The following is a 20,216-nucleotide window of genomic DNA, read 5'->3' as shown; positions in this document are numbered from 1 at the left end:
CTTTCCCTGTGAGGCGTTCCGTCATGAGCTTGAGCATCCGCAACCAGATCCCCGGCACCGTCACGGCCGTCACGCCCGGTGCGGTGATGGCGACCGTCAAGGTGCGCCTCGACGGCGGCCAGGACCTCACCGCGGCGATCACCTTGGAGGCCGTGAAGGACCTCGGGCTCACCGAGGGCACTGCCGTGCGCGCCATGATGAAGTCCACCGAGGTCGCGCTCGCCACGAGCCGGGTGGAGGGGCTGTCCATCCGCAACCAGTTGCCCGGCACCGTCAGCGATGTCGCCACCGGTGGGGCGATGGCCGTCGTCAAGGTCACGGTCGACGGGGGCGAGCTGACCGCCGCGATCACCAAGGACGCGGTCGGCGACCTGGGGCTGCGGACCGGTTCCCAGGTCGTCGCGCTGATCAAGTCGACCGAGGTGTCCCTGGCGACCGTCTGACGCGGGCCGGGACAGGGCGCCGTAGCCGGAATTCCTCCGTGCGGCGAGGCGCGGACACGGACCGGGACCCGCCGTCGGGCCCGTTCCGCGTGAGCGCCTACGCTGGCTCGGGAAGGCAGTCCCGACCCGGAGACCAGCGAAGAAGGGGCGTCACGCGTGGCAAGCGACCGACAGGACACGGCCGAGGCCGCCGCCGACGCGTCCCGGCCCGTCCCGCCCGGGCAGCGTCATGTGCACGGCTGGCCGGTCTCGCACTACGGGCCCGTCCCCCGTTTCCGCCCCGAGCGCTGGAACCTGCGCGTCCACGGAGCCACCGCCGACGGCGCCGAGCGCACCTGGACGTTCGACGAACTCGCGCCGTTGCCGCATGTCACGGTCGTCGCCGACCTGCACTGCGCGTCCGGCCCCACCTCCACCGACCACGAGTGGTACGGCATCCCCGCGACCACCGTCCTGGAACTGGTGCCGCCCGCGCCTGAGGTCACGCATGTCATGGCCTGGGCGGAGTACGGCTACTCCACCAACCTCCGCCTCGCCGACTTCACCGCCCCGCGGACCCTGCTGACCACCCACCACAACGGCGAGCCCCTCACCGCCGAACACGGCTTCCCGCTGCGCCTGGTCGTGCCGCATCTCTACGGCTACAAGAGCCCCAAGTGGCTGCGCGCCATCGAGTACCTCACCGAGGACCGGCGCGGGTTCTGGGAGGAGCGCGGCTACCACACCATCGCCGACCCCTGGAAAGAGCAGCGCTACTCCTACCAGGAGCAGGACGACAACGGCGTACAGCCTCCCGGCCCTTAGGCGGAAACCCACCACTCGCCTCAACAGGCCCGACACGTAGCCTCGTCCGCATGGCGACGCATCGGTTCGTGGACGTGAACGGCATCCGGCTGCACATCGCCGAGCAGGGCGAGGGCCCTCTGGTGGTGCTCCTGCACGGCTTCCCGGAGTCATGGCACTCCTGGCACCGCCAGATCGGCCCGCTGGCCGACGCGGGGTTCCGGGTGGTCGCCCCCGACCAGCGGGGATACGGAACCAGCGATCATCCGGACGAGGTCGACGCGTACACCATCCTGCATCTGGTCGGCGATGTCGTCGGCCTGATCCAGGAGTTGGGCGAGGAGAAGGCGTACGTCGTCGGACACGACTGGGGCGCGCCGGTCGCCTGGCACACCGCGCTGCTACGGCCGGACCTGGTGCTCGGGGTGGCCGGGCTGAGCGTGCCGCCGCCGTACCGGGGGACACAGCGGCCGATGGCGATGATGCAGGAGATCTTCGGGGGCCGGTTCTACTGGAACTACTTCGACCGACCCGGGGTCGCCGACGCCGAGTTCGGCCGCGACACCCGTACCACGCTCCGCAAGTTCCTCTACTCCGCCTCCGCCGCCGCGTCTCCCTCCGGCGAGATCATGCAGCCGTTGGTCGACCCCGAGAAGGGCTGGCTCGCGGCCATGGAGGACCCCGAGGTGCTGCCGGAGTGGCTCACCGAGGACGATCTCGACGCGCTCACCGAGAGTTTCACCAAGGGCTTCACCGGCGCCCTGAACTGGTACCGCAACCTCGACCGCAACTGGGACCTGACCGCACCGTGGAACAACGCCGTCGTCACCCGGCCCGCCCTGTACATCTTCGGCGACCGCGACCTCGTGCCCGCCTTCCCCGGCGCCCGCGACGTCATCGACCAGCTACCGGACTTCATGCCCAGCCTGGTGCGCCCGCCCATCGAGCTCCCCGACTGCGGACACTGGACCCAGCAGGAACGCCCCGCCGAGGTGAACGCGGCGCTCATCGACTTCCTCACGACCTGCGAGCGCGACGCCGACGGTGACGCGGGAACGGGTTCAGCGCCTTCGTGATCACCGCGGCCACCTCATCCTGACGTAAGGCAAGGAGGAGGTAGCCGCCCGAAAGCGTGACGAGGTCGACGGCGTCCGCCGGACGCGTGCGAGGCGGGCGTACGGGCCGCTGTTGTCCGACGACGGGGCCGCGTGGCTGGGCACGGCGGCGCTGCTCCGCGCACCGGACCGGGAGACGGCACGCGCCGTGCTGACGCAGGACCGGTATGCCGAAATCGAGGTGCACATTTGGCAGTTCGGCGGGCGGGCGACCTGATGCGGGGGGGGGCGGGAGCCGCCTGGGAGGCAGCTCCTCCCAGCAGGGAGGAAGTCGGTCATGGCATCGGCGCCGGTCGCTGACGCATCCTGGGCGTGCGATGAACCACAACCGTCCCGGAGCAGGCCCCCTCACCGTCACCGTCCTCGTCTTCCCGGGTGTGCGGCTGCTCGATGTGACCGGCCCGATCGAGGTGTTCACCTCGGCCAACGACTTCGGCGGACGGTACCGCGTACGGATCGCGTCCGAGGACGGGGCGGCCGTGATCACCTCCGCAGGGATCCGGATCAGCGCCGACGTCCGCGTGGACGACGTGCGTGAGCCGTACGACGTGCTGGTGGTCCCGGGCGGTCCGGAATGGGAGACGTTGCTCAAGGACGACGCGCTCCTTGAAGCCGTCCGGAGACTGCACGGCCTGGCCCGCTGTACGGCGTCGGTGTGCACCGGCGCGTTTCTGCTGGCTGCCGCCGGGCTGCTGCGCGGCCGGCGCGCCGTGACGCACTGGCGCCAGTCACGCCAACTCGCCGTGCGTTTCCCGTCCGTTCGGGTCGAACCGGACGCCGTCTTCGTGCGGGACGGGCCGATGATGACCTCGGCGGGTGTCAGTGCCGGTATCGACCTCTCCCTGGCGCTCGTCGAGGAGCACTGGGGTGCGCGGGTGGCCCGGGCGGTCGCCAAGGACATGGTCGTCTTCATGCAACGGCCGGGAGGACAGTCCCAGTTCAGCGTCCGCTCCCAGGTCCCGCACCCCCGGCAGGAGACGCTCCGCGGAGTGCTGGACGCGGTCGCCGAGAACCCCGGCGCCCCGCACACCCTGGCGGCCATGTCCCGCCGCGCCGGCCTCAGCGTCCGCCACATGAGCCGGCTCTTCGACGAAGAGGTGGGCACCACCCCGGCCCGGTATGTGGAACAGGTACGGCTGGAGGCCGCCCAGGTGCTGCTGGAGACCGGTGACGACCCGCTGCCGGTGGTGGCGCGACGCACCGGGTTCGGCTCGGCCGAGTCGCTCCGCAGGGCCTTCGTGCGGCACCTGGGGGTGACACCGGGCGTCTTCCGGACCAGCTTCCGGACGACCGGCGTGGGCGGGACCGGCTCGATCACCGACGAAAGAGAAGAAGAAACAGAACAGGACGGACAGGCATGACCGCGTACGACCATCTCTACCTCGTCAAGCCGGAACTCGTCGTCATCCCGTGCGGCAGCCGCAAGTTGGACCGCCCCGCACGGGCGGCGGACCTGTACATCGGCTCGTACCACCGCGCGTGCCGCGGGGCGGCCGAGGCGCTGCGCCCCGACCGGCTGCTGATCCTCTCCGCGCGCTACGGCCTGCTCGACCTCGACGACGTCGTCGAGCCGTACGACACCCCGCACGGCACGACGGACGCCGTGACGTCCCAACTCGTCCTGGAACAGGCGACGTTGAGAGGCATCGTGCACCTCGACCCCGTCCTCGCCCTCGGTGGCGCACGGCACGTCGGCCTGGTCCACTCCGTCTGGCCGCACGCCCTCACCCCGCTGGCCGGAACCAGGGGCATGGGCGAGCAGATGGCCCGCCTCGCGGCACTGCGCAAGGGTGTCGCCAACTAGCCCGATCAGCCGCGGGAGTTGCTCAGTTCCCGTGGTGCCGAGGGCGCGGTCCGGGTGGTGGCGTGGCGCAGGGAGCGGCCGGCCACGACGATCCAGGCCAGGACGAGCAGCGCGTAGAACACGACGGCGGGCCACACGAACAGCGCCGAGTCCGTGCGCGCCGCGAGAGTACTGGTCGCGGTCACCAGCGCGCCGAACGGGAAGATGAACGACCACCAGGTGGGCGCGAACGGCAGCCCGGCCCGGATCGTCCGTGCGGTCAGGGCTGTGGCCAGCGCCAGCCACAGCAGGGCGAAGCCCCACACCAGGACACCGCCCAGCAGCGCGAGGGCCTCGGCGCCCCGGGCGTAGAGGGCGGGCAGTGCGCTCGGTGCCGCCGTGGCCAGGGCGGCGAGTGCCGTCACCGCCTGGCCGAGGGCTCCGAGGCCGATCCACACCGTGGGCACCATCGCGCCGGTGGGTGCGTCGTGGTGCACGAGGCGGCCGTAGAGCATGGTCAGGACCAGTAGGGCGGCGACGAGGCCGAGGCCGAGCATCGCGTAGCAGCCGAGGAGCAGGGCGAGCCGGAGTTGGCCGGGCGGGGTGTGGGGGACGAGCAGGGCGCCGGTCGCGGCGGAGACCATCGGCGGCACGATCGGCATCAGCCAGCCGCCGAAGGCCGCGTCCGGCGCGAAGCGGTGCCGGGTGATCATCAGGTACGGCACCGCGCAGGCGGTGGCCAGGCCGAGTACGGTGCCGAGCGACCACAGCACCCGGTCCACGTCCAGCGCGGCGTCGAACCCGATCACCTTGCGGCCGAGCAGCAGTGTCCCGGCACCGACCGTGAGCAGTGCCATCGGCGGTGCGCCGAAGAACTGGGCGATGACGGGATCGGCCGCGTGCGTCCGCAGCGCCCGGTCCCGGAGGCAGCGGACAGCCAGCACGAGCAGCAGCAGTGCGGCGCCCGCCCAGACGACCGTGGCGGCGGTTCCCAGTCCGGGGAGGCTCCGGGGCAGGGTGGCCGCCGCGTTGGCGACGATGCCGGTGCCCATCACGGCCGCGAACCAGCTGGGGCTGAGGGGTGGACGTGCCGTGCCGGGTGTCGTCGGCGGCAGGGGGCGGGTGGACGAGGAGCGGCGGATCATGGGCCCAACGTAGGACGGGGCTGGGGCCACGTTGTCGGGTATGTCCTGATGCGAGGCTGCCGTGGCAGAAAACGAGGGGCGGGCGGCAGCACTGTCAGGCGGCGGTCGTCACTCCCCCGCGTCCGGCTCGCCGGGCCGTGGCGGCGGTGCGGGTGTGACCGTGGCGTTGGGGAAGTCGCGGCCCATGAGGACCGGGGCGTAGTAACTGCCGCCGCTGATCGAGTTGTTGACCGAGCCGTCGCCGGTGCGGACCAGCTTCGCCTGTTCGTGCCAGGCGGCGAGGGCGGTGGCGAAGTCGGGGTCCAGTGCCGCGCGGACGGCCAGGGCCGTGCTCAGCGCGTGGGCCCGGGTCCCGTCACCGGGGGCCTGTTGCAGGCGCGCCAGTTCGTCCTCGCCCGGAACCGGGCCGACCGGGCTGTCTTCGCCGCGGTGGAACGGTCGCCGTACGAGAGTCGTGAGAGCGGTCCACACCTGTCGTCCCACCTCGCCGCCCGCACCGCCGGCCAGCGACGCGAGCAGTCCTACCGACACCGGGTCCATCTGGCACCATCCTTGACGGGGCGTCACCACTCCTGTGCAAAGAGGGAACGCGCGGCGGGGGGTCCCGGTTCCCGTCCGTCACGAAGTGTCGGGTCTGCCCCGTACATAGAGGCGTACGAGTGCGCGCAGGCGCCAACTGTCCGGCTCGGTACCGGACTCGACCAGGTGCAGCCGTGCCACGTCGGCGAACAGACCACCGCCGGGGAACCGGCCCTGGGCGAGTGCCTGGTGAGCGGCCGTCAGGACCAGTTCCGTCTTGCCGCTGCCGACCAGGCCACCGACGACCGCCACGGGACCGCCCTTCCTCGTGTCCCGCGCGAAGAGGGCGCTCAGGGCGTCATGGAGAAGAAGACTCCGCCGGATATGTTGTTGCCGATTCCGGTCACGCTCATCGTTCATGCCGCCCTTGCGGATTCCGATGGTGCCGTTGCCCGCGCTTCGTGCCGGCCGCAGAGCGCGGCCGGGTCGCGCGTCGCCCCCGTGCGGGCGAGGGTGTCGTGTTCCACGTGATGCCCAAGGCTGAGAATGCCCTCTGGGATGTGGCCGGAATCCTGGGGGCGACCACCGGGTGGCCGCGTATCGCGTGAACCGGTGTGTCCCGGGTAGGAAAGGGGCTCGGACGTGGCCGGACGGGCGGTCGCTCCTTGTGTGAGAGGACAGTTGGGACATGGCATTGGAACAGGCCGCCGAGGCCGTAGAGGGCGCGGTGGACGCGGTCGTCATCAACGACGGACGCCTGCTGCTGGTGGACGAGCAAGGCGGGTGGAGCCTGCCGTCCGGCGTCCCCGAGGAGGCCGAGACGGCGCAGGCCACCGCCGCGCGGGTGGTGTACGAACTCACCGGCTATCTCGTGGACGGCACAAGCCTTCTGGGAGCCGGGTCCGGAGGCGGGCCGGCCGTGGTGTGCCAGCTGCTGAGCGACGACCCGTCGGGCGAGGCCCAGCTCACCGCGGGGCAAGTGCGCTGGGCGTCGTTCGCCGACGCCGTCGCGGCCGGGTTGCCGGGATCCGTGCGCACCTATCTGGAAGGCCACACGCCGGTGTAAGAAGCTCCGGCTCCCGGAGGGGGTACCACTCGTACCGCGGACGCCATGCCGAACACGGCGGAAGTCATAACCTTCCGCGCGCGACCGCCGTCGAGGAGCGGCTCCTCGACGGCTTCAAGGAGTGCGGTGGTTCGGGCCGGGTCAGGCGGCGTGCCCCCCTCGTTGGAGTTCACGCAGGGCGTCCGCCTCGGCCGCCCGGATCGCCCGCCGGCTCCGCGACCGGACCGCTGTCCGACCCTCGCTAACCGGCGTCAGGAAGTCGCCTTCCGGATACGCGCCAGCAGGGTCCGCAACTGCGCCCGGTCCTCCGCGTCCAGCTCGGCCGTCGCCTCCGCGAGCGCGAGGCCGTCGACCTCTTCGGCCTCGCGGTGGCACTCCCGGCCCTTGTCGGTGAGGCGCAGCAGGAACGCGCGGCGGTCGTCCGGATGACGTAGGCGCTCCACCAGCCCGTCGCGTTCCAGGCTGTCGACGATGCTGGTCGTGGTCCGTGCCGCGACGTCGGTCATCTCGCTCAAGTCCCGCATACGGAGAGGCCGTTCGGACAGCGCGAGCATCCGCAGGGCACGCAGCCGCGCGACCGAGGCACCGCCCGCCCGCAGCCGGGTCTCGACGAACTGGCGCAACTGGTGCGTCGTCTCGTAGAGCTCGTCGACCAGGATGTCGCTGCTGCCGTGCACTGCCATGGCGTTCCCCGTTCCGTGATGAGGGCCGATTGTACGAGCCTCGGCCGGCGACAATGAGCACTCACATAGTGAGTATGCTCAGCATGTGCTGCCGTTCCGACGCCTTCCCGTCCCTCGTGTCCCCCGTGTCCCGCTCGTCTCCCGAATACCGCTCCGCTTCCGCCCCGGCCAGCGGCTGGTCGTCCCCGTCATGTGTGTCTGCGTGACGTTCATCGCGATCGTCGACGGAGCGATCACGACCGTGGCACTCCCGTCGATCGCCCGCCAGTTCCACCTGACGACGGCCGCCCTGGACGGGGTCGTCGTGGTCTACCCGGTCTGCCTGGCCATGGCCATCCCCGCCTCCGCCTGGCTGGTCGAACGGTTCGGCGCCAAACGCGTGTTGCTCACCGCCCTCGGCGCCTTCCTCGCCTCGTCCCTGCTGTGCGGCGCGGCGGCCGACCTCGGTCAGCTCGTCGCCTCCCGCGCGGTGCAGGGCTTGTCCTCCGGGCTGCTGTTCCCGGCCGCGTCGTCGCTGCTCTACAGCACCTTCAACTCCTGGGAGCAGGTGCGGATCTCGCGGTACATGATCATCCCGCAGCAGATCGCCCCGGCCGTCGCCCCCATGCTCGGCGGACTGCTGGTGGACCATCTGTCCTGGCGCTGGGTGTTCTACGTCAATCTGCCGCTGGGCCTGCCCGCCGTGCTGTTCGGGGTGTTGTTCCTCGCCGGGCACCGCGGCCACCGGCCCGGCCGTTTCGACCTCACCGGGCTGCTGCTGAGCGCGGCGGCGCTGGGCGGGGTGATGTTCGGCGTCTGCGAGGGTCCCAACCGCGGCTGGTCCTCCCCCTCCGTCGTCACCGCCCTCGTCCTGGGCGCGGTCCTGCTCGCCGCCGCCGTCGTCTTCGAACTGCGCGTCTCCGAGCCGCTGTTGAAGCTCCGCCTCTTCGCGGACCGGCTCTTCCGGGACACCAACCTGATCAATCTGGTGGGCCTGGTGCCGATCCTCGGCGCGATGTACCTCGGCCCGCTCTTTCTCCAGCAGGGACAGGGGCGTTCCGCCCTGGAGTCCGGCACGAGCACGTTCCCCGAGGCCTTCGGCGTCCTGCTGACCGTCCAGATCGCCGGAATCCTCTACTCCCGGGTCGGCCCCCGGATCATCATCGGCAGCGGACTGGCGATGGTGAGCGCGGTCCTGCTGCTCCTCGCCACCTGCGACCAGGACACGAGCCTGTGGACCTTCCGCGGCTACATGTTCCTGCTCGGCGTCGGCATGGGCGGGGTCTTCATGCCGACCACGGTGGCCTCCCTGGCGACCCTCTCCCGCAAGGACCTGGCCCAGGCCTCCACTCTCAACACGGTCGTACGGCAGACCGGGGGCGCCTTCGCACCGGCGGCGGTGACCACGGCCCTGGTCCTGAGCACGCCCACGGCGGCCGCGGCGAATCCGCCCATCTCCGCCTACCAGCACGCCTACTTGACGCTGGCCGCCCTCGCCGCGGCGACCGCCGTCTTCGCCTTCACGATCCCCGACGGCCCGGCCCGTGCCGCGGCCCGCGGCACCACCGCGGCGGGCGGCGGGAAGGCTCCGCTACGACGCCGGCACGAGGAGGCGCACTGAGCAGGCGTACCAAGTCCTGTTCGCGAGAGCCGTGATGGAGGCGATGTCCCCTTCGGGAAAGTCCTGGTGGAGGCGACGTCCCTTCCAGGAGAGCCTTGATGGAGGCGGCGGCACCGGTCGCCGTCCTCACGAGCCGACCGGCGAAACCGGCCAGGATTCCCGGGAGTTGAGCACGGCGGTCGTGCACCCGGCGAGCTCCCTGTACCCCTGGGAGACGGCCCTCGCCTGCTCCTCGGGCACCGGACCGCCGATCCCCTCGGCCAGGGCGATGATCTTCTCCGGGCCCAACTCGCGGTTGGCCAGGACAACGTTCGGCGGCGCGCAGCAGGGCGGCGCCATCGTCGCCCTGCTGCGCGCCGCCGAGCTGAGTCCACGCGGCTACGAGCGCAGTCGCCGCATCGCCGAGGCGGCCTATCTCGGCGCGGATCTCACCGGTGATCTGCGCGATGTGCCCCGGCTGCTGGAGGAGGCACGGCTGGCCGACGGCGGCCGGGCGGGGCCGTTGGTCGCGGCCGTCGCGGCGGCCCACCACATCCTCCTCAGCGGCGAGGGCGACCTCGACACCGCGCACCGGCTGCTCGTCGGCGCGATCGACATGCAGCACCAGCCCTACGACGCCACCGACCCCACCATGATCGACGCGCTGTACACCCTCGCCTGGCTGTGCCAGAGCAGTCAGCGCACGGAGTTGTGGAAGCCGCTGCACCGGGCGCTCGGCCTGCTGAAACCGGAGGTCCCGGACCAACTCGCCCTGACGCTCAGCACGATGGCCGACCCGGCGCGCACGGCACCGCCCGCGCTCGGGAAGCTCGACGAGGCCATCGCCGCTCTCGACCGGGAGGCCGACCCTGTCCGCGTCATCCGGCTCGCCATGACCTCTCTCTACGTCGACCGGTTGCCGGCGTGCCGGACGGCGCTGCGGCGTGTGCTGCGCGACGGGCGGGACAACAGCTCGCTCACCGTGGAGATCCAGGGGCTGGTGTATCTGGGCCGGGACCATTTCGTGTCGGGCGAGTGGGACGAGTTGGAGGCGCAGGCCGCACAGGGCCGGGATCTGGGCGAGGCCCACAGCTACCAGTTGCTGTCGAAGGAGTTCCTGTACCAGCGTGCGCTGGTGGCCGCGGCCCGTGGCGACGAGACCGCCACCCGTGCCCTGACCGACGAGATGACCCTGTGGGCGAGACCGCGCGGGGTCGGCTCCTACCTGTCGTGCGCCTCGCACGCGCGGGCGCTCGCCGCGCTCGGCCAGGGACGCTTCGAGGACGCCTACCGGCACCCGTGCGCCATCAGCCGCGCGGGGGAACTCGCCTCGCACGTCCCGCCGGCGCTGTTCGTCATGATGGATCTCGTCGAGGCCGCGGTCCGGACGGGCCGGACCGAGGAGGCAACTGCCCACACGGCGGCGGCAGATGAGGCGGGTGTCGCCGCGATCTCGCCGCGGCTCGCCCTGCTCGTGAAGGCGTCGGCGGCCGTCGCGGCCGTGGACCACGAGGCGATCGATCTCTTCGAGGAGGCCCTCGCGGTCCCCGGCACCGACCGCTGGCCCTTCGAACTGGCCCGGGTCCGCCTCGCCTACGGCGAACGCCTCCGCCGGGTGAAGTCCACGACGGAGGCACGCACCCAACTCGCCGAGGCCATCGACACGGTCGAGCGCCTCGGCGCCCGCCCCTGGACCGCCCGGGCGGGCAACGAACTGCGGGCGACCGGCCTGTCCGTCGGCGCCGCAGGGGTCACCGGCCCGGCGTCACTGACACCCCAGCAACGGGAGATCGCCCTCCTCGCGGCGGCCGGACTCACCAACAAGCAGATCACGGAACGCCTGTTCCTCTCCCCGCGCACGGTCGCCGCCCATCTGCGCCAGCTCTTCCCCAAACTGGGCGTGGCCAGCCGCGCCGCACTGCGCGACGCGCTGGCCGAGCTGCCACCGGACCAGTCCTAGGGGCGCCGGCGATCAGAAGATGCCCTGCCCGGGCACCAGGATCCCCTTCGGGTCGTACGTCTTCCTGGCCTCGGCGAAACGCTTCCAGACCGGCCCGAACTGCCGCTTCCAGTCGGCGTGTTCGAAGGGGACCGAGCCGACCGGGTACTGGGTTCCGCCGACCGCCCGGACCGCCTCGTACGCGGACCGGTTGGCGCCCAGCAGACGTCGTACGGTCGCGGTGTCCTCGGGCGGCGCGGCGCGGAGGACCGCGAACAGGTAGGGCACCGGGTCGTCGGGCATGCGCAGCAGCGGGGCGTGGAGGTGCTCGCGCAACAGGGGGTACAGGAGGACGACACCGGGTCCCAGGTCGGCCGGGGTGAGTGCGTCCAGCAGGGTGCCGGCCACGTCCGCGGTGCTACGGCCCGGCAGGACGAGGTTGAGCCAGGGGTGGGCGTAGGCCCACAGGCCCGCTTCCTTCAGGGCCGCGACGGAGGGGGCTAGCCGGTCGAGGAAGTCGTAGTAACCGAGGTCGGTGATCTGGGCGCCGGACGCGTTGTGGCGCAGGCCCCGCAGGAGGACGGTGTCGTCCGGGGTGTCCCCCGCCGGCGGTCCGTAGGCGACGGCCTCGATGGCGAACTGGTTGAAGGCACCGGCGGTGTCCGGGCTCACTTGGCCCTCGACGTAGGCGAAACGGCCCTCGGTGGCGAGGAGCCGCTGGTCGTCGAGGAAGGTCCGCAGGTCTTCGTACGGCAGGAGGTAGTGCCGTACGGTCTCGGGGGCGCGCACCAGTCGCAGGGTGGCGCCGACGATCACCGCGCACTGGCCGAGGCCGGCGAGCACGGCGTGGAAGAGGCCGGGGTGGCGGGTCGGGGAGCAGCGGAGCAACTCCCCTGCTCCGGTGACGACTTCGAGTTCGAGGACGTTGTCGACCTGGGCGCCGTGCCGGTGGCTCTGGCCGCCCAGGCCGCCGACGGACAGGGTGCCGCCGACGGAGAGTTCGAGATAGTCGGTGAAGACGGGCGGGGTCAGACCGTGGGCGATGGCCGCCTTGGCGACGTCGCTCCACTTGGCGCCCGCGCCGACCGTGACACGTGAACTGCCCGTCCGCACAGGCCCGATGGAGGCGAGCGGCTCGGTCTCGATGATCAGGCCGCCCTCGGCCTGTGCCTGTCCGTTCGTACCGTGGCCCTGTCCGCGCGGGGCCGCGCGAAGCCCGTGCAGATTGCAGAACCGCACCATCGCGACGACGTCCGGCACGGAACCGGGCCGCAGCACCGCGGCCGGACGCCGGTGCACGATGTGCCCGAAGTCGTCCGCGTCGGCGGCGAGCGAGGCGTCGTCGGTGCGGAGCGTCCCGTCCAGGTGCGGAAGTCCGCTCAGTTCTCCGCCGGAGTCGGTCACCGCCCAACTGCGGGAGAAGGGATCAAAGCCGATCACCACGGCTGAGCCTGCGACCAGGCCGCGCAGAGCGGTGCGTCGAGACGGGGTGCGGGGCATGTGGTCCTCCTGAGACCGTCCGTCAAACGATCAACGACGGCTCAGTCTAGGCATGTTGGGGTGCCGAACCGGGTTCCGTCGCGGCGCGTTCCCCGACCCGTTCGATGCCTCCCCCGACCGGTTCGGCACGTGCCGCGACGGCCCGCCCCGCTAGTCGTCGCCCTGGCTGCCCGAGTTCAGGCCCCGCCGACGCTTCTTGTCGGAGCTGCGCAGCAGTTCGCTCGCGGTGAGGGTCACGGTCGCCACGACACGCGCCCAGCGGGGCCCGCCGCGTTCGGCCCACACCACACAGGCGCACCCGCCGATGATGAGCACGAGGACGCCGAGCAGTAGCAGCACAACGGTCATGTTTCCCACCCCTGGTTCGTACGGCCCGGTGACGCGTACGTTCCTGATGATCTTCTCAGGTCTGGACGTGTCGGCCCGGGTCACCCCTCCCGCATCCACACGCGCGTGCCGAACGAGCCGGTTGCCCGCGAAGCCACGGTGGCCGCCGTGCGCAGTGCCTCGGTGAAGCCCTCCGAGGTCAGGCGGTCCTGGAGTGCGAGGTGATGGGCGAGGGCCCCGTGCAGCACGTCGCCCGCGCCCAGCGTGTCGGCGACGTGGACCGTGGGCACCTCGATCGTGCCCTCGCCGTCGGGGCCCGCCCACAGAACGGGGTCCGCTCCCCTGCTGACCGCCGACCAGCCGACCCCGTGGTCCCGCAGGAAGCGCAGCGTGTCCGCCGGTGTGCGAGTGCCGGGCGGGTGGAAGTCGGCCGAGCAGACGGCGACGTCGAGCAACGGCAGCAGGTTCTCGGTGCCGGGCTTCCAACTGCCGCCGTCGAAAAGGGTCTTGCGGCCTGCGGCACGCGCCGAACGGGCCGCCGCGACGGCGAGTTGCATGTGGTGGCCGTCGAACTCGACGAGGTCGCAGGCCGCCACCAGCGCGTCGAGGTCGTCGGGCGGGGCGAGCCGGTGTGCCGTCGCGTTGGTCGAGGCGACGGCGCGTTCCCCGGTGGACGCGGTCACCAGGACGGTGGAGACGGCGGGCGGGCGCGTCGAGTCGGCGGCCAGGTCGCGCACGGTCACGCCCAGGGCGTTCAGGTCGGCGACCACGCCGGCTCCCAACGGGTGGCGGCCGATCGCCGTCAGCAGGGTGGCCGTACCGCCGAGATGGCCGAAGGCCACGGCCGCGTTCGCCGCCGGGCCGCCCGCGGCGACCACCTGGTCCCGGGCGGTGAGTTTCTCGTTCGGGCCCGGGGCGTGGTCCACGAGCTGGATGACGTCCAGGGTGCACAGCCCGACGAACAGTCCTGTGGGGCGTCCGCTCTCCACCGACGACCTCCTCGCTCGATTTACTAACAATTGGTTGAGCAGTCCAGGCTGATAAATCTAGTGTTAGTACCCATGAAGGTGGACAGTCCGAACGACACCACACGGCTCGCGTCCGAGCTACGGCTCGCGGTGGGCCGGCTGACGCGGCGCCTGCGCCAGGCGCACGCCGTGGGCGATGTGTCGCTCTCCGGAGTCTCGGTCCTGGCCCGGCTCGCCCGTGACGGCTCCGAGTCGCCGACGTCCCTCGCCGAGGCGGAACGGGTCCGCCCGCAGGCCATGGCGAGCACGCTCGCGCTGCTCGAACAGCGCGGGCTGGTCCGCCGTAGCCCCGATCCGGCGGACGGGCGGCGCAGCATCCTGGAGATCACGGACGAGGGACGTGCCGTGCTGGCCGAGCGGCGCTCCGCGTCGGTGCACCGGCTCGGGGCCGTCCTCGACGAGTTCACCGCGGAGGAGCGGGCGGCCCTCGCGTCGGCCCTGCCCCTCCTCGACCGACTGGCGGAGCGACTGTGAGCGGGACAGGGCACATACCCGGCGACGGTGCTCGGCCGTCCCTGTCGGGTGCCGTGCGCTCGGGGCGTCGTAAGGACACGCCTCCCGGGCCGAACTACAAGTGGGTCGCGCTGTCGAACACGACCCTCGGCGTGCTGATCGCCACCATGGACGCCTCGATCGTGATCATCTCGCTGCCTGCGATCTTCCGCGGTATCGGCCTCGATCCGCTCGCGCCGGGCAACATCGGCTATCTGCTCTGGATGATCCTGGGCTATCTGCTGGTCTCGGCGGTGCTGGTCGTGGTGCTCGGCCGGCTCGGGGACATGTTCGGCCGGGTGAAGATCTACAACATCGGCTTCCTGATCTTCGCGTGCGCGTCCGTCGCGCTGTCCCTCGACCCGTTCCGCGCGGGAGCGGGGGCGATGTGGCTGATCCTGTGGCGCGTCGTGCAGGCCTTCGGCGGTTCGATGCTCACCGCCAACTCGGCCGCCATCCTCACCGACGCCTTCCCCGCCCGGCAGCGCGGAATGGCGCTCGGCATCAACCAGATCACCGCGCTCGCCGGCCAGTTCCTCGGTCTGCTCGCGGGTGGTCTGCTGGCCGTCGTCGACTGGCGCGCGGTGTTCTGGGTGAGCGTGCCGATCAGCATCACCGGCACGATCTGGTCGTACCTGAGCCTGCGCGAGACCTCGGCGGGCCGCCCCGGCCGCATCGACTGGCTGGGCAACCTCACCTTCGCGGCGGGCGCCGGAATCCTCCTCGCGGGCATCACCTACGGCATCCAGCCCTACGGCGGCAGCGCCACCGGCTGGGGAAATCCCTGGGTACTCGGCGGCCTCATCGGCGGCGTCGTCCTGCTCCTGATCTTCTGCTACGTCGAGACGCACATCGCCGAACCGATGTTCAACCTGGCCCTGTTCAAGGTGCGCGCCTTCGCCGCGGGCAACCTGGCCGCCCTGCTCACCGCGATCGCGCGGGGTGGGCTCCAGTTCATGCTGATCATCTGGTTGCAGGGGATCTGGCTGCCGTTGCACGGCTACGACTACGAGGACACCCCGCTGTGGGCGGGCATCTTCATGCTCCCGCTCACGGTCGGCTTCCTCGTCGCCGGGCCCATCTCGGGCTACCTGTCGGACCGGTTCGGCGCGCGGATGTTCTCCACGGTCGGGCTGGTCGTCGTGGCGGTCTCCTTCCTCGGTCTGCTCGCGCTGCCCATCGACTTCGACTACGGGACGTTCGCGGCGCTGCTGCTGCTCAACGGTCTTGGCCAGGGCATGTTCTCCGCGCCCAACACGTCCTCCATCATGGGCAGCGTGCCGAGCGAGTACCGGGGCGTCGCATCGGGCATGCGCTCCACGTTCCAGAACTCGGGTACGGCCCTGTCCATCGGGGTGTTCTTCTCCCTGATGGTGTCCGGGCTCGCGTCCTCGCTGCCCGCGACACTGAGCAAGGGGCTCCAGGCTCACGGTGTGCCGACCGGCGCCGCCGAACAGGCCGCGTCGCTGCCGCCGGTGAGCACCCTGTTCGCCACCTTCCTCGGCAACAACCCCATCCAGCACCTGCTCGCGTCCAACGGCACCCTCGCCCACGTGACCGCCGCCCAGCGCGCCGTCCTCACCGGCCACACCTTCTTCCCCCGCCTGGTCTCCGGCCCGTTCCACCACGGTCTGACCATCGTCTTCAGCGTCGCCGCGGGCATGGCCCTGGTCTCCGCGGTCGCCTCGGCGCTGCGCGGCGGCCACAGGACCGAACCCGACCCGGAACCGTCACCGACGGACCGGCCTCCTACGCCCGCGGGGACACCCGAGGCCTCACAGTCGGGGCCCAACGGGCCGTCGTAGCACGCGGGTTCGTACGAGGTCAGGCGCGAAGGCCGCCCTTGACGGGTGGATATGCGACACGGCAATTGCTGGGTAGAGTTGTCTGGTTACAGCTGGTTGTGGGGACAACCGGAATGCCTCGGGGAGGGCAAGCACCTCATGAGTCGTCGTTCTACCGGCGTTGTCGGCGTCTGGGCTGAAATGCAACGGCAGCAGCAGCGCCAGATGCAGGCGGAAGCCAGACGACAGAGACAGGAAGTGCAGCAGGCGCGCGCCTATCAGCGCCGGGCCGCGCAGAGCCATCGTGAGTACCGGCAGGCGGAGGCGCTGCGTCGTACGGAGGAACTGGACGCACAAGTCGCGTCGCTGCAAGGCCTTCTCGCCTCGGGTTGTCGGGCTCCGGCCTTCAGGGCTTCCTCGCTCCTGCGCTCCGAGCACGTCCAGCCCTTCGCTCCGGGACCGTTGGCGCAGCCCGTGCCCATGCCGGACTTCAACACGTACCAGACGCAGAGCGGGTGGACCGCCGGTCGCCGGGCGCAGGCGCAGACCGAGGCGCGGGCGCGCTTCGAGCGGGACTGGCAGACGGCTCAGACGGCGGAGGCCCACCGACAGCAGCAACTGGCGGACTACCAGCGGGAGTACCAGCGGTGGGCCGATGCCCAGCTGGCCGAGGTTCGTCGGTACAACGCCGGCATCGTCGAGGTGACCGAGGGGGTGAGGCGCCGCGAGCCCGAATCCGTGGTCGAGTACTTCTCGGGCGCTCTCTACGCCTCCACAGCGTGGCCGGAGGAGTTCCCCCGTCAGGTGGTGGCCGCCTACGACCCGGCGGCCCGACAACTGGTGCTGGACTGGGAGTTGCCCGCCTACGGCATCATCCCCGAGGTCAAGTCCGTTCGGTACGTCTCCGGCACGGACCAGGACAAGGAGACCTCCCGCCCGGTGGGACAGTGCCGGGCCCTGTACCGAGAGGTGCTCGCACAGTGCACGCTGCTCGTCCTGCACCAGCTCTTCGCCGCGGACGAGTTGGGTGCCCTCGACTCGGTGGCGATGAACGGGTTCGTGGACGGGCACGATCCCACGACGGGCCGACCGGGACACATCTACCTGGCCACCGTCATGGCCTCGCGTTCGACGTTCCACGACCTGCACCTGGCGCAGGTGGACGCGGGCAGTTGCCTGGCCGACGCGCTGCGCGGCCAACTCTCGGCCCGCCCGGACCAGTTGACGCCGGTACGCCCGAGTCGCCTGCCCGTGGAAGTCGGGAACCGCGTGGTCGCGCACGGCGGCGACGAGGAACCCGACCTGTACGGCATGGATCCGATCCTCTTCGAGAACCTCGTCGCCGATCTCTTCCGGGCCATGGGGATGCAGGCGGTCACCACCCAACGCTCCAACGACGGAGGCGTCGACGTCGACGCGCTGGACCCGACACCGATCCGCGGCGGCAAGATCGTCGTACAGGTGAAGCGCTACCGCAACACGGTTCCGCCCACCGCCGTACGCGACCTGTACGGGACCGTCCAGGACGCCGGTGCCAACAAGGGCGTTCTCGTGACGACGTCGGGCTTCGGTCCCGGTTCGCACGCCTTCGCCAACGGAAAGCCGCTCGAACTGATCCCGGGCGCTGAGCTTGTCGACCTGTTGCACCGCCATGGATTGCGTGGACGCCTCGGCGAATCCGCCCGCCGGGCTCCGGCGCGGGCCGTGCCGTCCGCCGATTCGGCCACCCGGCTGCCCGACGACTACAACGTCCTGGGCATGTCGTGGACCGGCAGCGTCGTGCTGGACGTGTGCGCTCTCGTCTGTCATGGCAACCGCGTCCTCAGCGACGAGCACTTCGTATTCTTCAACAACCCCCGGACGGCGGACGGTTCGGTCCGCGCCCTCGCTCCCACGGCACCTGACAAGGCCGCGATCTGTGTGTCCTTCGACAGCCTGCCGGACGAGGCCGACCGGTTCGTCCTCGTAGCGGCCATCGATCCGGAGGCAAACCCCGAGGCGGATCTCTCCGGTTTCACGGACGCCTGCATCCGCCTGCGCGACCCGGGCCTGAACGAACTGGGACGACTCGACGTCTCCGACGGCCGGCCACGCGAAACCGCTCTCGTGCTCGGCTCGTTCCGCCGAAGGTCGAGCGGGGACTGGGACTTCGTGCTCGGCGGCAAGGGCTATACGGGCGGCCTGGAAGAACTCGTTCGGGACTTCGGCATCGACGTGGACTAGATCGACTAGATCCGCCCATGACTACGTCAGGACGAGCGGCACGGTGATGGTGAGGTGTCCGTCGGTGGTCGGCAGCGCGGTGGCAAGGGCGTCCATGCGCGTTGCGAGGTGGCCGATCACCCGGCTGGTCAGTTCCTCGTCCCACTCCGCCGTGCCGTCCGGTGGCAGGCGCATCTCCTCCTCTGCAGGCGGGTTGTCGCCGAGATGGCGCGCGGTGTCCCTGTTGACGACCCAGCAGGCCAGCGCGATCCTCACCTGCCCGGGTGCCGCCCACCGCGCCCGTATGTGGGCGCACATGCTGAAGTCGTCCCCGCCGAGCGTGACGGTCGTGGAGAACGACCTGCCACGGGGGTACTGCCGTACCAACTCGCGTACCGCCGGTTCCACAACGGCTCGCGCCATAGGTTCCGTGTACATCGTCCGCCCCCCTGTCGAGCCCGGTCCTCACCATCCCAGACGGGACCTGCCACGGACAGATCGCCTGCCGCCCCGACCGTTTCCCCTCCAGGAAAGCGACAGCGCGGCCTCCCGGGACGACGTCCGGGAGGCCGCGCTGTCCGCGCGGGTGCCGCGTCAGGTCACCAGGAGGTACGGCCCTGGGACTGCGGGGCCGACTGGGCGGCCTGGGCCGGCTCCTTGGGCGGGAAGGCGGAGTCGCCGCCGAACAGCGGGGCGGCCGTGGACTCCAGGGCCTTCGCCTCGGCGTCGCCGATCATCATGTCGGGGTCGAACATGACGATCACGGCGGCGACCAGGAGGACGATGAGCGGACCGGCGAGCATGACCAGCAGGAACGCGACCAGGTCGGCCGAGGACTGCGAGGACCCGGCCAGGTTCGTGAGGTGGACGGAGACCGCGGCCATGCCTGTGTAGTGCATACCGGTCACGGCCACGCCCATCACCAGGCTCGCGCCGAGGCTCGCCCACAGCGCGTGGATGGAGACCACCACCCACAGCGCCGCGGTGGCGGCGGCGATGGCGATCACGACGGAGAGCACCACGGTCGGAACGGCGTAGTGAATGGTGCCGTTCGTGTGGATGGCGGCCATTCCGAGGTAGTGCATGGCCGCGACACCGAGCCCGGTGACCGTGCCGGCCACGCCCAGGTTCAGCGGCGATCCGCCGCGGTAGCCGACGAGGAACACCCCTATCGCGACCACCGCGATCGCCACGAAGAGGCTCAGGATCGTCTTCGTGGTGTCGTAGCTGACCAGCGCGCCCTCGACGCTGAAGCCGATCATCGCGATGAAGTGCATGGTCCAGATGCCGCAGCCGATCGAGATGGCGCCCAACGCCAGCCAGCGGGCTCTGTGCTGCGGGCGGCGCAGCGATCGGGTCGTGCAGCGCAGCCCGAGGGCCGCTCCCAGGCACGCCATCAGATAGGCGGCGACGGGGGTCACCGCACCGTAGTAGAAATCGGAGACGGTGGCGGCGGTGGCTGTGACGGTCATGCGCGGTTCCCTTCACGTACGTGCCGACGGACGGCAGCGCAGTCGCGGTGTGCCGGCACGCTGACGTGACGCGCGTTCCCGTCCGGCGGACCGCGGGCAGTCGCGGGCCATGCCGAGCACGGGCCGGTGTCCGGACCTCCGGTCGGGAAGGGCGCGGCGACACAGGATGCGCTACGGCAGGGGCACGCGCGGATCGACCACTCCCGCCCCCACCGCACGTTCGTACCGGCTCGGCCGGGCGGACTGACCTGCGCGAGCGCGCGGACATCCTGCTGATCAACGACAGGACACGGGGAACCGAGCGGTCGAGATCTGGCCACCTGGCCGAGTTGTGCATGATTCAATCACGACTCGCG

At 71.1% G+C, this 20,216-nt stretch carries 21 protein-coding genes; 12 read left to right on the top strand and 9 right to left on the bottom strand.

Going from position 1 to position 20,216, the window contains the following annotated elements; translation table 11 throughout:
- Window positions 1-23: 23 nt before the first annotated feature.
- The 6 genes from ACIRRY_RS38075 (at window position 24) to ACIRRY_RS38050 (ending at window position 4,145) form a co-directional block, all read left to right on the top strand.
- Window positions 24-443, top strand: coding sequence for a molybdopterin-binding protein (locus tag ACIRRY_RS38075; protein ID WP_403982292.1), 420 nt, complete (start codon window positions 24-26; stop codon window positions 441-443).
- Between the two features lie 156 nt (window positions 444-599).
- Window positions 600-1,247: a molybdopterin-dependent oxidoreductase gene (locus ACIRRY_RS38070; protein ID WP_403982290.1), complete on the top strand. Its 648-nt coding sequence runs from the start codon at window positions 600-602 to the stop codon at window positions 1,245-1,247.
- Between the two features lie 50 nt (window positions 1,248-1,297).
- Window positions 1,298-2,302: an alpha/beta fold hydrolase gene (locus tag ACIRRY_RS38065; RefSeq protein ID WP_403982288.1), complete on the top strand. Its 1,005-nt coding sequence runs from the start codon at window positions 1,298-1,300 to the stop codon at window positions 2,300-2,302.
- Window positions 2,303-2,414: 112 nt separating this feature from the next.
- On the top strand, window positions 2,415-2,558 hold the full coding sequence (locus tag ACIRRY_RS38060; protein WP_403982285.1) for a hypothetical protein: 144 nt from the start codon (window positions 2,415-2,417) through the stop codon (window positions 2,556-2,558).
- A gap of 100 nt (window positions 2,559-2,658) precedes the next feature.
- Complete coding sequence (locus ACIRRY_RS38055) at window positions 2,659-3,702, top strand: GlxA family transcriptional regulator (RefSeq protein WP_403982283.1); 1,044 nt, start codon at window positions 2,659-2,661, stop codon at window positions 3,700-3,702.
- A complete protein-coding gene (locus ACIRRY_RS38050) occupies window positions 3,699-4,145 on the top strand; it encodes a DUF6884 domain-containing protein (protein ID WP_403982281.1) in 447 nt (148 codons plus the stop codon). Before ACIRRY_RS38055 ends, ACIRRY_RS38050 begins: the two co-directional genes overlap by 4 nt.
- A 5-nt stretch (window positions 4,146-4,150) precedes the next feature.
- Here the strand turns inward: ACIRRY_RS38050 and ACIRRY_RS38045 are convergent, their stop codons facing one another.
- The 3 genes from ACIRRY_RS38045 to ACIRRY_RS38035 form a co-directional block, all read right to left on the bottom strand.
- Window positions 4,151-5,269, bottom strand: coding sequence for a TDT family transporter (locus ACIRRY_RS38045; RefSeq protein WP_403982278.1), 1,119 nt, complete (start codon window positions 5,267-5,269; stop codon window positions 4,151-4,153).
- A 108-nt stretch (window positions 5,270-5,377) separates the two neighbouring features.
- Window positions 5,378-5,809 (bottom strand): hypothetical protein, encoded by a 432-nt coding sequence (locus ACIRRY_RS38040; protein WP_403982275.1) that lies wholly within the window; start codon window positions 5,807-5,809, stop codon window positions 5,378-5,380.
- Between the two features lie 78 nt (window positions 5,810-5,887).
- Window positions 5,888-6,100 carry a hypothetical protein gene (locus ACIRRY_RS38035; RefSeq protein WP_403982273.1) on the bottom strand — a complete coding sequence of 71 codons (213 nt, stop codon included), beginning with the start codon at window positions 6,098-6,100 and terminating at the stop codon, window positions 5,888-5,890.
- A 376-nt stretch (window positions 6,101-6,476) separates the two neighbouring features.
- Between ACIRRY_RS38035 and ACIRRY_RS38030 the strand changes: the two genes are divergently transcribed.
- Window positions 6,477-6,854: an NUDIX domain-containing protein gene (locus ACIRRY_RS38030; protein WP_403982270.1), complete on the top strand. Its 378-nt coding sequence runs from the start codon at window positions 6,477-6,479 to the stop codon at window positions 6,852-6,854.
- A 251-nt stretch (window positions 6,855-7,105) separates the two neighbouring features.
- Here the strand turns inward: ACIRRY_RS38030 and ACIRRY_RS38025 are convergent, their stop codons facing one another.
- On the bottom strand, window positions 7,106-7,537 hold the full coding sequence (locus ACIRRY_RS38025; protein WP_403982267.1) for a MarR family winged helix-turn-helix transcriptional regulator: 432 nt from the start codon (window positions 7,535-7,537) through the stop codon (window positions 7,106-7,108).
- 190 nt (window positions 7,538-7,727) lie between these two features.
- On the opposite strand from ACIRRY_RS38025, the gene ACIRRY_RS38020 reads away from it, so the two are divergent.
- Window positions 7,728-9,137 carry a DHA2 family efflux MFS transporter permease subunit gene (locus ACIRRY_RS38020; RefSeq protein WP_403982519.1) on the top strand — a complete coding sequence of 470 codons (1,410 nt, stop codon included), beginning with the start codon at window positions 7,728-7,730 and terminating at the stop codon, window positions 9,135-9,137.
- Window positions 9,138-9,303: 166 nt separating this feature from the next.
- Window positions 9,304-11,076 (top strand): LuxR C-terminal-related transcriptional regulator, encoded by a 1,773-nt coding sequence (locus tag ACIRRY_RS38015; protein ID WP_403982265.1) that lies wholly within the window; start codon window positions 9,304-9,306, stop codon window positions 11,074-11,076.
- A gap of 12 nt (window positions 11,077-11,088) precedes the next feature.
- On the opposite strand, the gene ACIRRY_RS38010 is transcribed toward ACIRRY_RS38015, so the two are convergent.
- From ACIRRY_RS38010 to ACIRRY_RS38000, 3 genes are all read right to left on the bottom strand, one after another.
- Window positions 11,089-12,555 carry an FAD-binding protein gene (locus tag ACIRRY_RS38010; protein WP_403982262.1) on the bottom strand — a complete coding sequence of 489 codons (1,467 nt, stop codon included), beginning with the start codon at window positions 12,553-12,555 and terminating at the stop codon, window positions 11,089-11,091.
- Between the two features lie 150 nt (window positions 12,556-12,705).
- Window positions 12,706-12,903: a hypothetical protein gene (locus ACIRRY_RS38005; RefSeq protein WP_403982259.1), complete on the bottom strand. Its 198-nt coding sequence runs from the start codon at window positions 12,901-12,903 to the stop codon at window positions 12,706-12,708.
- Between the two features lie 80 nt (window positions 12,904-12,983).
- Complete coding sequence (locus ACIRRY_RS38000; protein ID WP_403982256.1) at window positions 12,984-13,871, bottom strand: PfkB family carbohydrate kinase; 888 nt, start codon at window positions 13,869-13,871, stop codon at window positions 12,984-12,986.
- A 72-nt stretch (window positions 13,872-13,943) separates the two neighbouring features.
- On the opposite strand from ACIRRY_RS38000, the gene ACIRRY_RS37995 reads away from it, so the two are divergent.
- The 3 genes from ACIRRY_RS37995 to ACIRRY_RS37985 all read left to right on the top strand — a co-directional run bounded on the left by ACIRRY_RS37995 (window position 13,944) and on the right by ACIRRY_RS37985 (window position 18,409).
- Entirely contained in the window at window positions 13,944-14,384 is a 441-nt protein-coding gene (locus tag ACIRRY_RS37995; RefSeq protein WP_403982253.1) for a MarR family winged helix-turn-helix transcriptional regulator, read from the top strand.
- A gap of 146 nt (window positions 14,385-14,530) precedes the next feature.
- The gene (locus tag ACIRRY_RS37990; protein WP_403982516.1) at window positions 14,531-16,207 is read left to right on the top strand and encodes an MFS transporter; all 1,677 of its coding nucleotides are present in this window, start codon (window positions 14,531-14,533) and stop codon (window positions 16,205-16,207) included.
- A gap of 138 nt (window positions 16,208-16,345) precedes the next feature.
- On the top strand, window positions 16,346-18,409 hold the full coding sequence (locus ACIRRY_RS37985) for a restriction endonuclease (protein ID WP_403982250.1): 2,064 nt from the start codon (window positions 16,346-16,348) through the stop codon (window positions 18,407-18,409).
- A gap of 21 nt (window positions 18,410-18,430) precedes the next feature.
- Here ACIRRY_RS37985 and ACIRRY_RS37980 read toward each other — a convergent pair whose 3' ends face one another.
- Both ACIRRY_RS37980 and ACIRRY_RS37975 read right to left on the bottom strand, forming a co-directional pair.
- The gene (locus ACIRRY_RS37980) at window positions 18,431-18,811 is read right to left on the bottom strand and encodes a hypothetical protein (protein ID WP_403982247.1); all 381 of its coding nucleotides are present in this window, start codon (window positions 18,809-18,811) and stop codon (window positions 18,431-18,433) included.
- A gap of 176 nt (window positions 18,812-18,987) precedes the next feature.
- On the bottom strand, window positions 18,988-19,860 hold the full coding sequence (locus tag ACIRRY_RS37975) for an MHYT domain-containing protein (protein WP_403982244.1): 873 nt from the start codon (window positions 19,858-19,860) through the stop codon (window positions 18,988-18,990).
- Between the last annotated feature and the right edge of the window lie 356 nt (window positions 19,861-20,216).

Source organism: Streptomyces sp. NPDC101776 (assembly GCF_044766845.1).
Classification (GTDB): Bacteria; Actinomycetota; Actinomycetes; order Streptomycetales; family Streptomycetaceae; genus Streptomyces.
Note: the sequence above shows the minus strand (reverse complement) of the source record. Positions and strands in the feature narration are given on the sequence as shown.

Bases quoted from the DNA above. Each gene is read 5' to 3' on its own strand.
- ACIRRY_RS38075 (WP_403982292.1), top strand. From the start codon at position 24: ATGAGCTTGAGCATCCGCAACCAGATCCCCGGCACCGTCACGGCCGTC.
- ACIRRY_RS38065 (WP_403982288.1), top strand. From the start codon at position 1,298: ATGGCGACGCATCGGTTCGTGGACGTGAACGGCATCCGGCTGCACATC.
- ACIRRY_RS38055 (WP_403982283.1), top strand. From the start codon at position 2,659: ATGAACCACAACCGTCCCGGAGCAGGCCCCCTCACCGTCACCGTCCTC.
- ACIRRY_RS38050 (WP_403982281.1), top strand. From the start codon at position 3,699: ATGACCGCGTACGACCATCTCTACCTCGTCAAGCCGGAACTCGTCGTC.
- ACIRRY_RS38045 (WP_403982278.1), bottom strand. From the start codon at position 5,269: ATGATCCGCCGCTCCTCGTCCACCCGCCCCCTGCCGCCGACGACACCC.
- ACIRRY_RS38040 (WP_403982275.1), bottom strand. From the start codon at position 5,809: ATGGACCCGGTGTCGGTAGGACTGCTCGCGTCGCTGGCCGGCGGTGCG.
- ACIRRY_RS38030 (WP_403982270.1), top strand. From the start codon at position 6,477: ATGGCATTGGAACAGGCCGCCGAGGCCGTAGAGGGCGCGGTGGACGCG.
- ACIRRY_RS38025 (WP_403982267.1), bottom strand. From the start codon at position 7,537: ATGGCAGTGCACGGCAGCAGCGACATCCTGGTCGACGAGCTCTACGAG.
- ACIRRY_RS38020 (WP_403982519.1), top strand. From the start codon at position 7,728: ATGTGTGTCTGCGTGACGTTCATCGCGATCGTCGACGGAGCGATCACG.
- ACIRRY_RS38010 (WP_403982262.1), bottom strand. From the start codon at position 12,555: ATGCCCCGCACCCCGTCTCGACGCACCGCTCTGCGCGGCCTGGTCGCA.
- ACIRRY_RS38005 (WP_403982259.1), bottom strand. From the start codon at position 12,903: ATGACCGTTGTGCTGCTACTGCTCGGCGTCCTCGTGCTCATCATCGGC.
- ACIRRY_RS37995 (WP_403982253.1), top strand. From the start codon at position 13,944: ATGAAGGTGGACAGTCCGAACGACACCACACGGCTCGCGTCCGAGCTA.
- ACIRRY_RS37990 (WP_403982516.1), top strand. From the start codon at position 14,531: ATGGACGCCTCGATCGTGATCATCTCGCTGCCTGCGATCTTCCGCGGT.
- ACIRRY_RS37985 (WP_403982250.1), top strand. From the start codon at position 16,346: ATGAGTCGTCGTTCTACCGGCGTTGTCGGCGTCTGGGCTGAAATGCAA.
- ACIRRY_RS37980 (WP_403982247.1), bottom strand. From the start codon at position 18,811: ATGGCGCGAGCCGTTGTGGAACCGGCGGTACGCGAGTTGGTACGGCAG.
- ACIRRY_RS37975 (WP_403982244.1), bottom strand. From the start codon at position 19,860: ATGACCGTCACAGCCACCGCCGCCACCGTCTCCGATTTCTACTACGGT.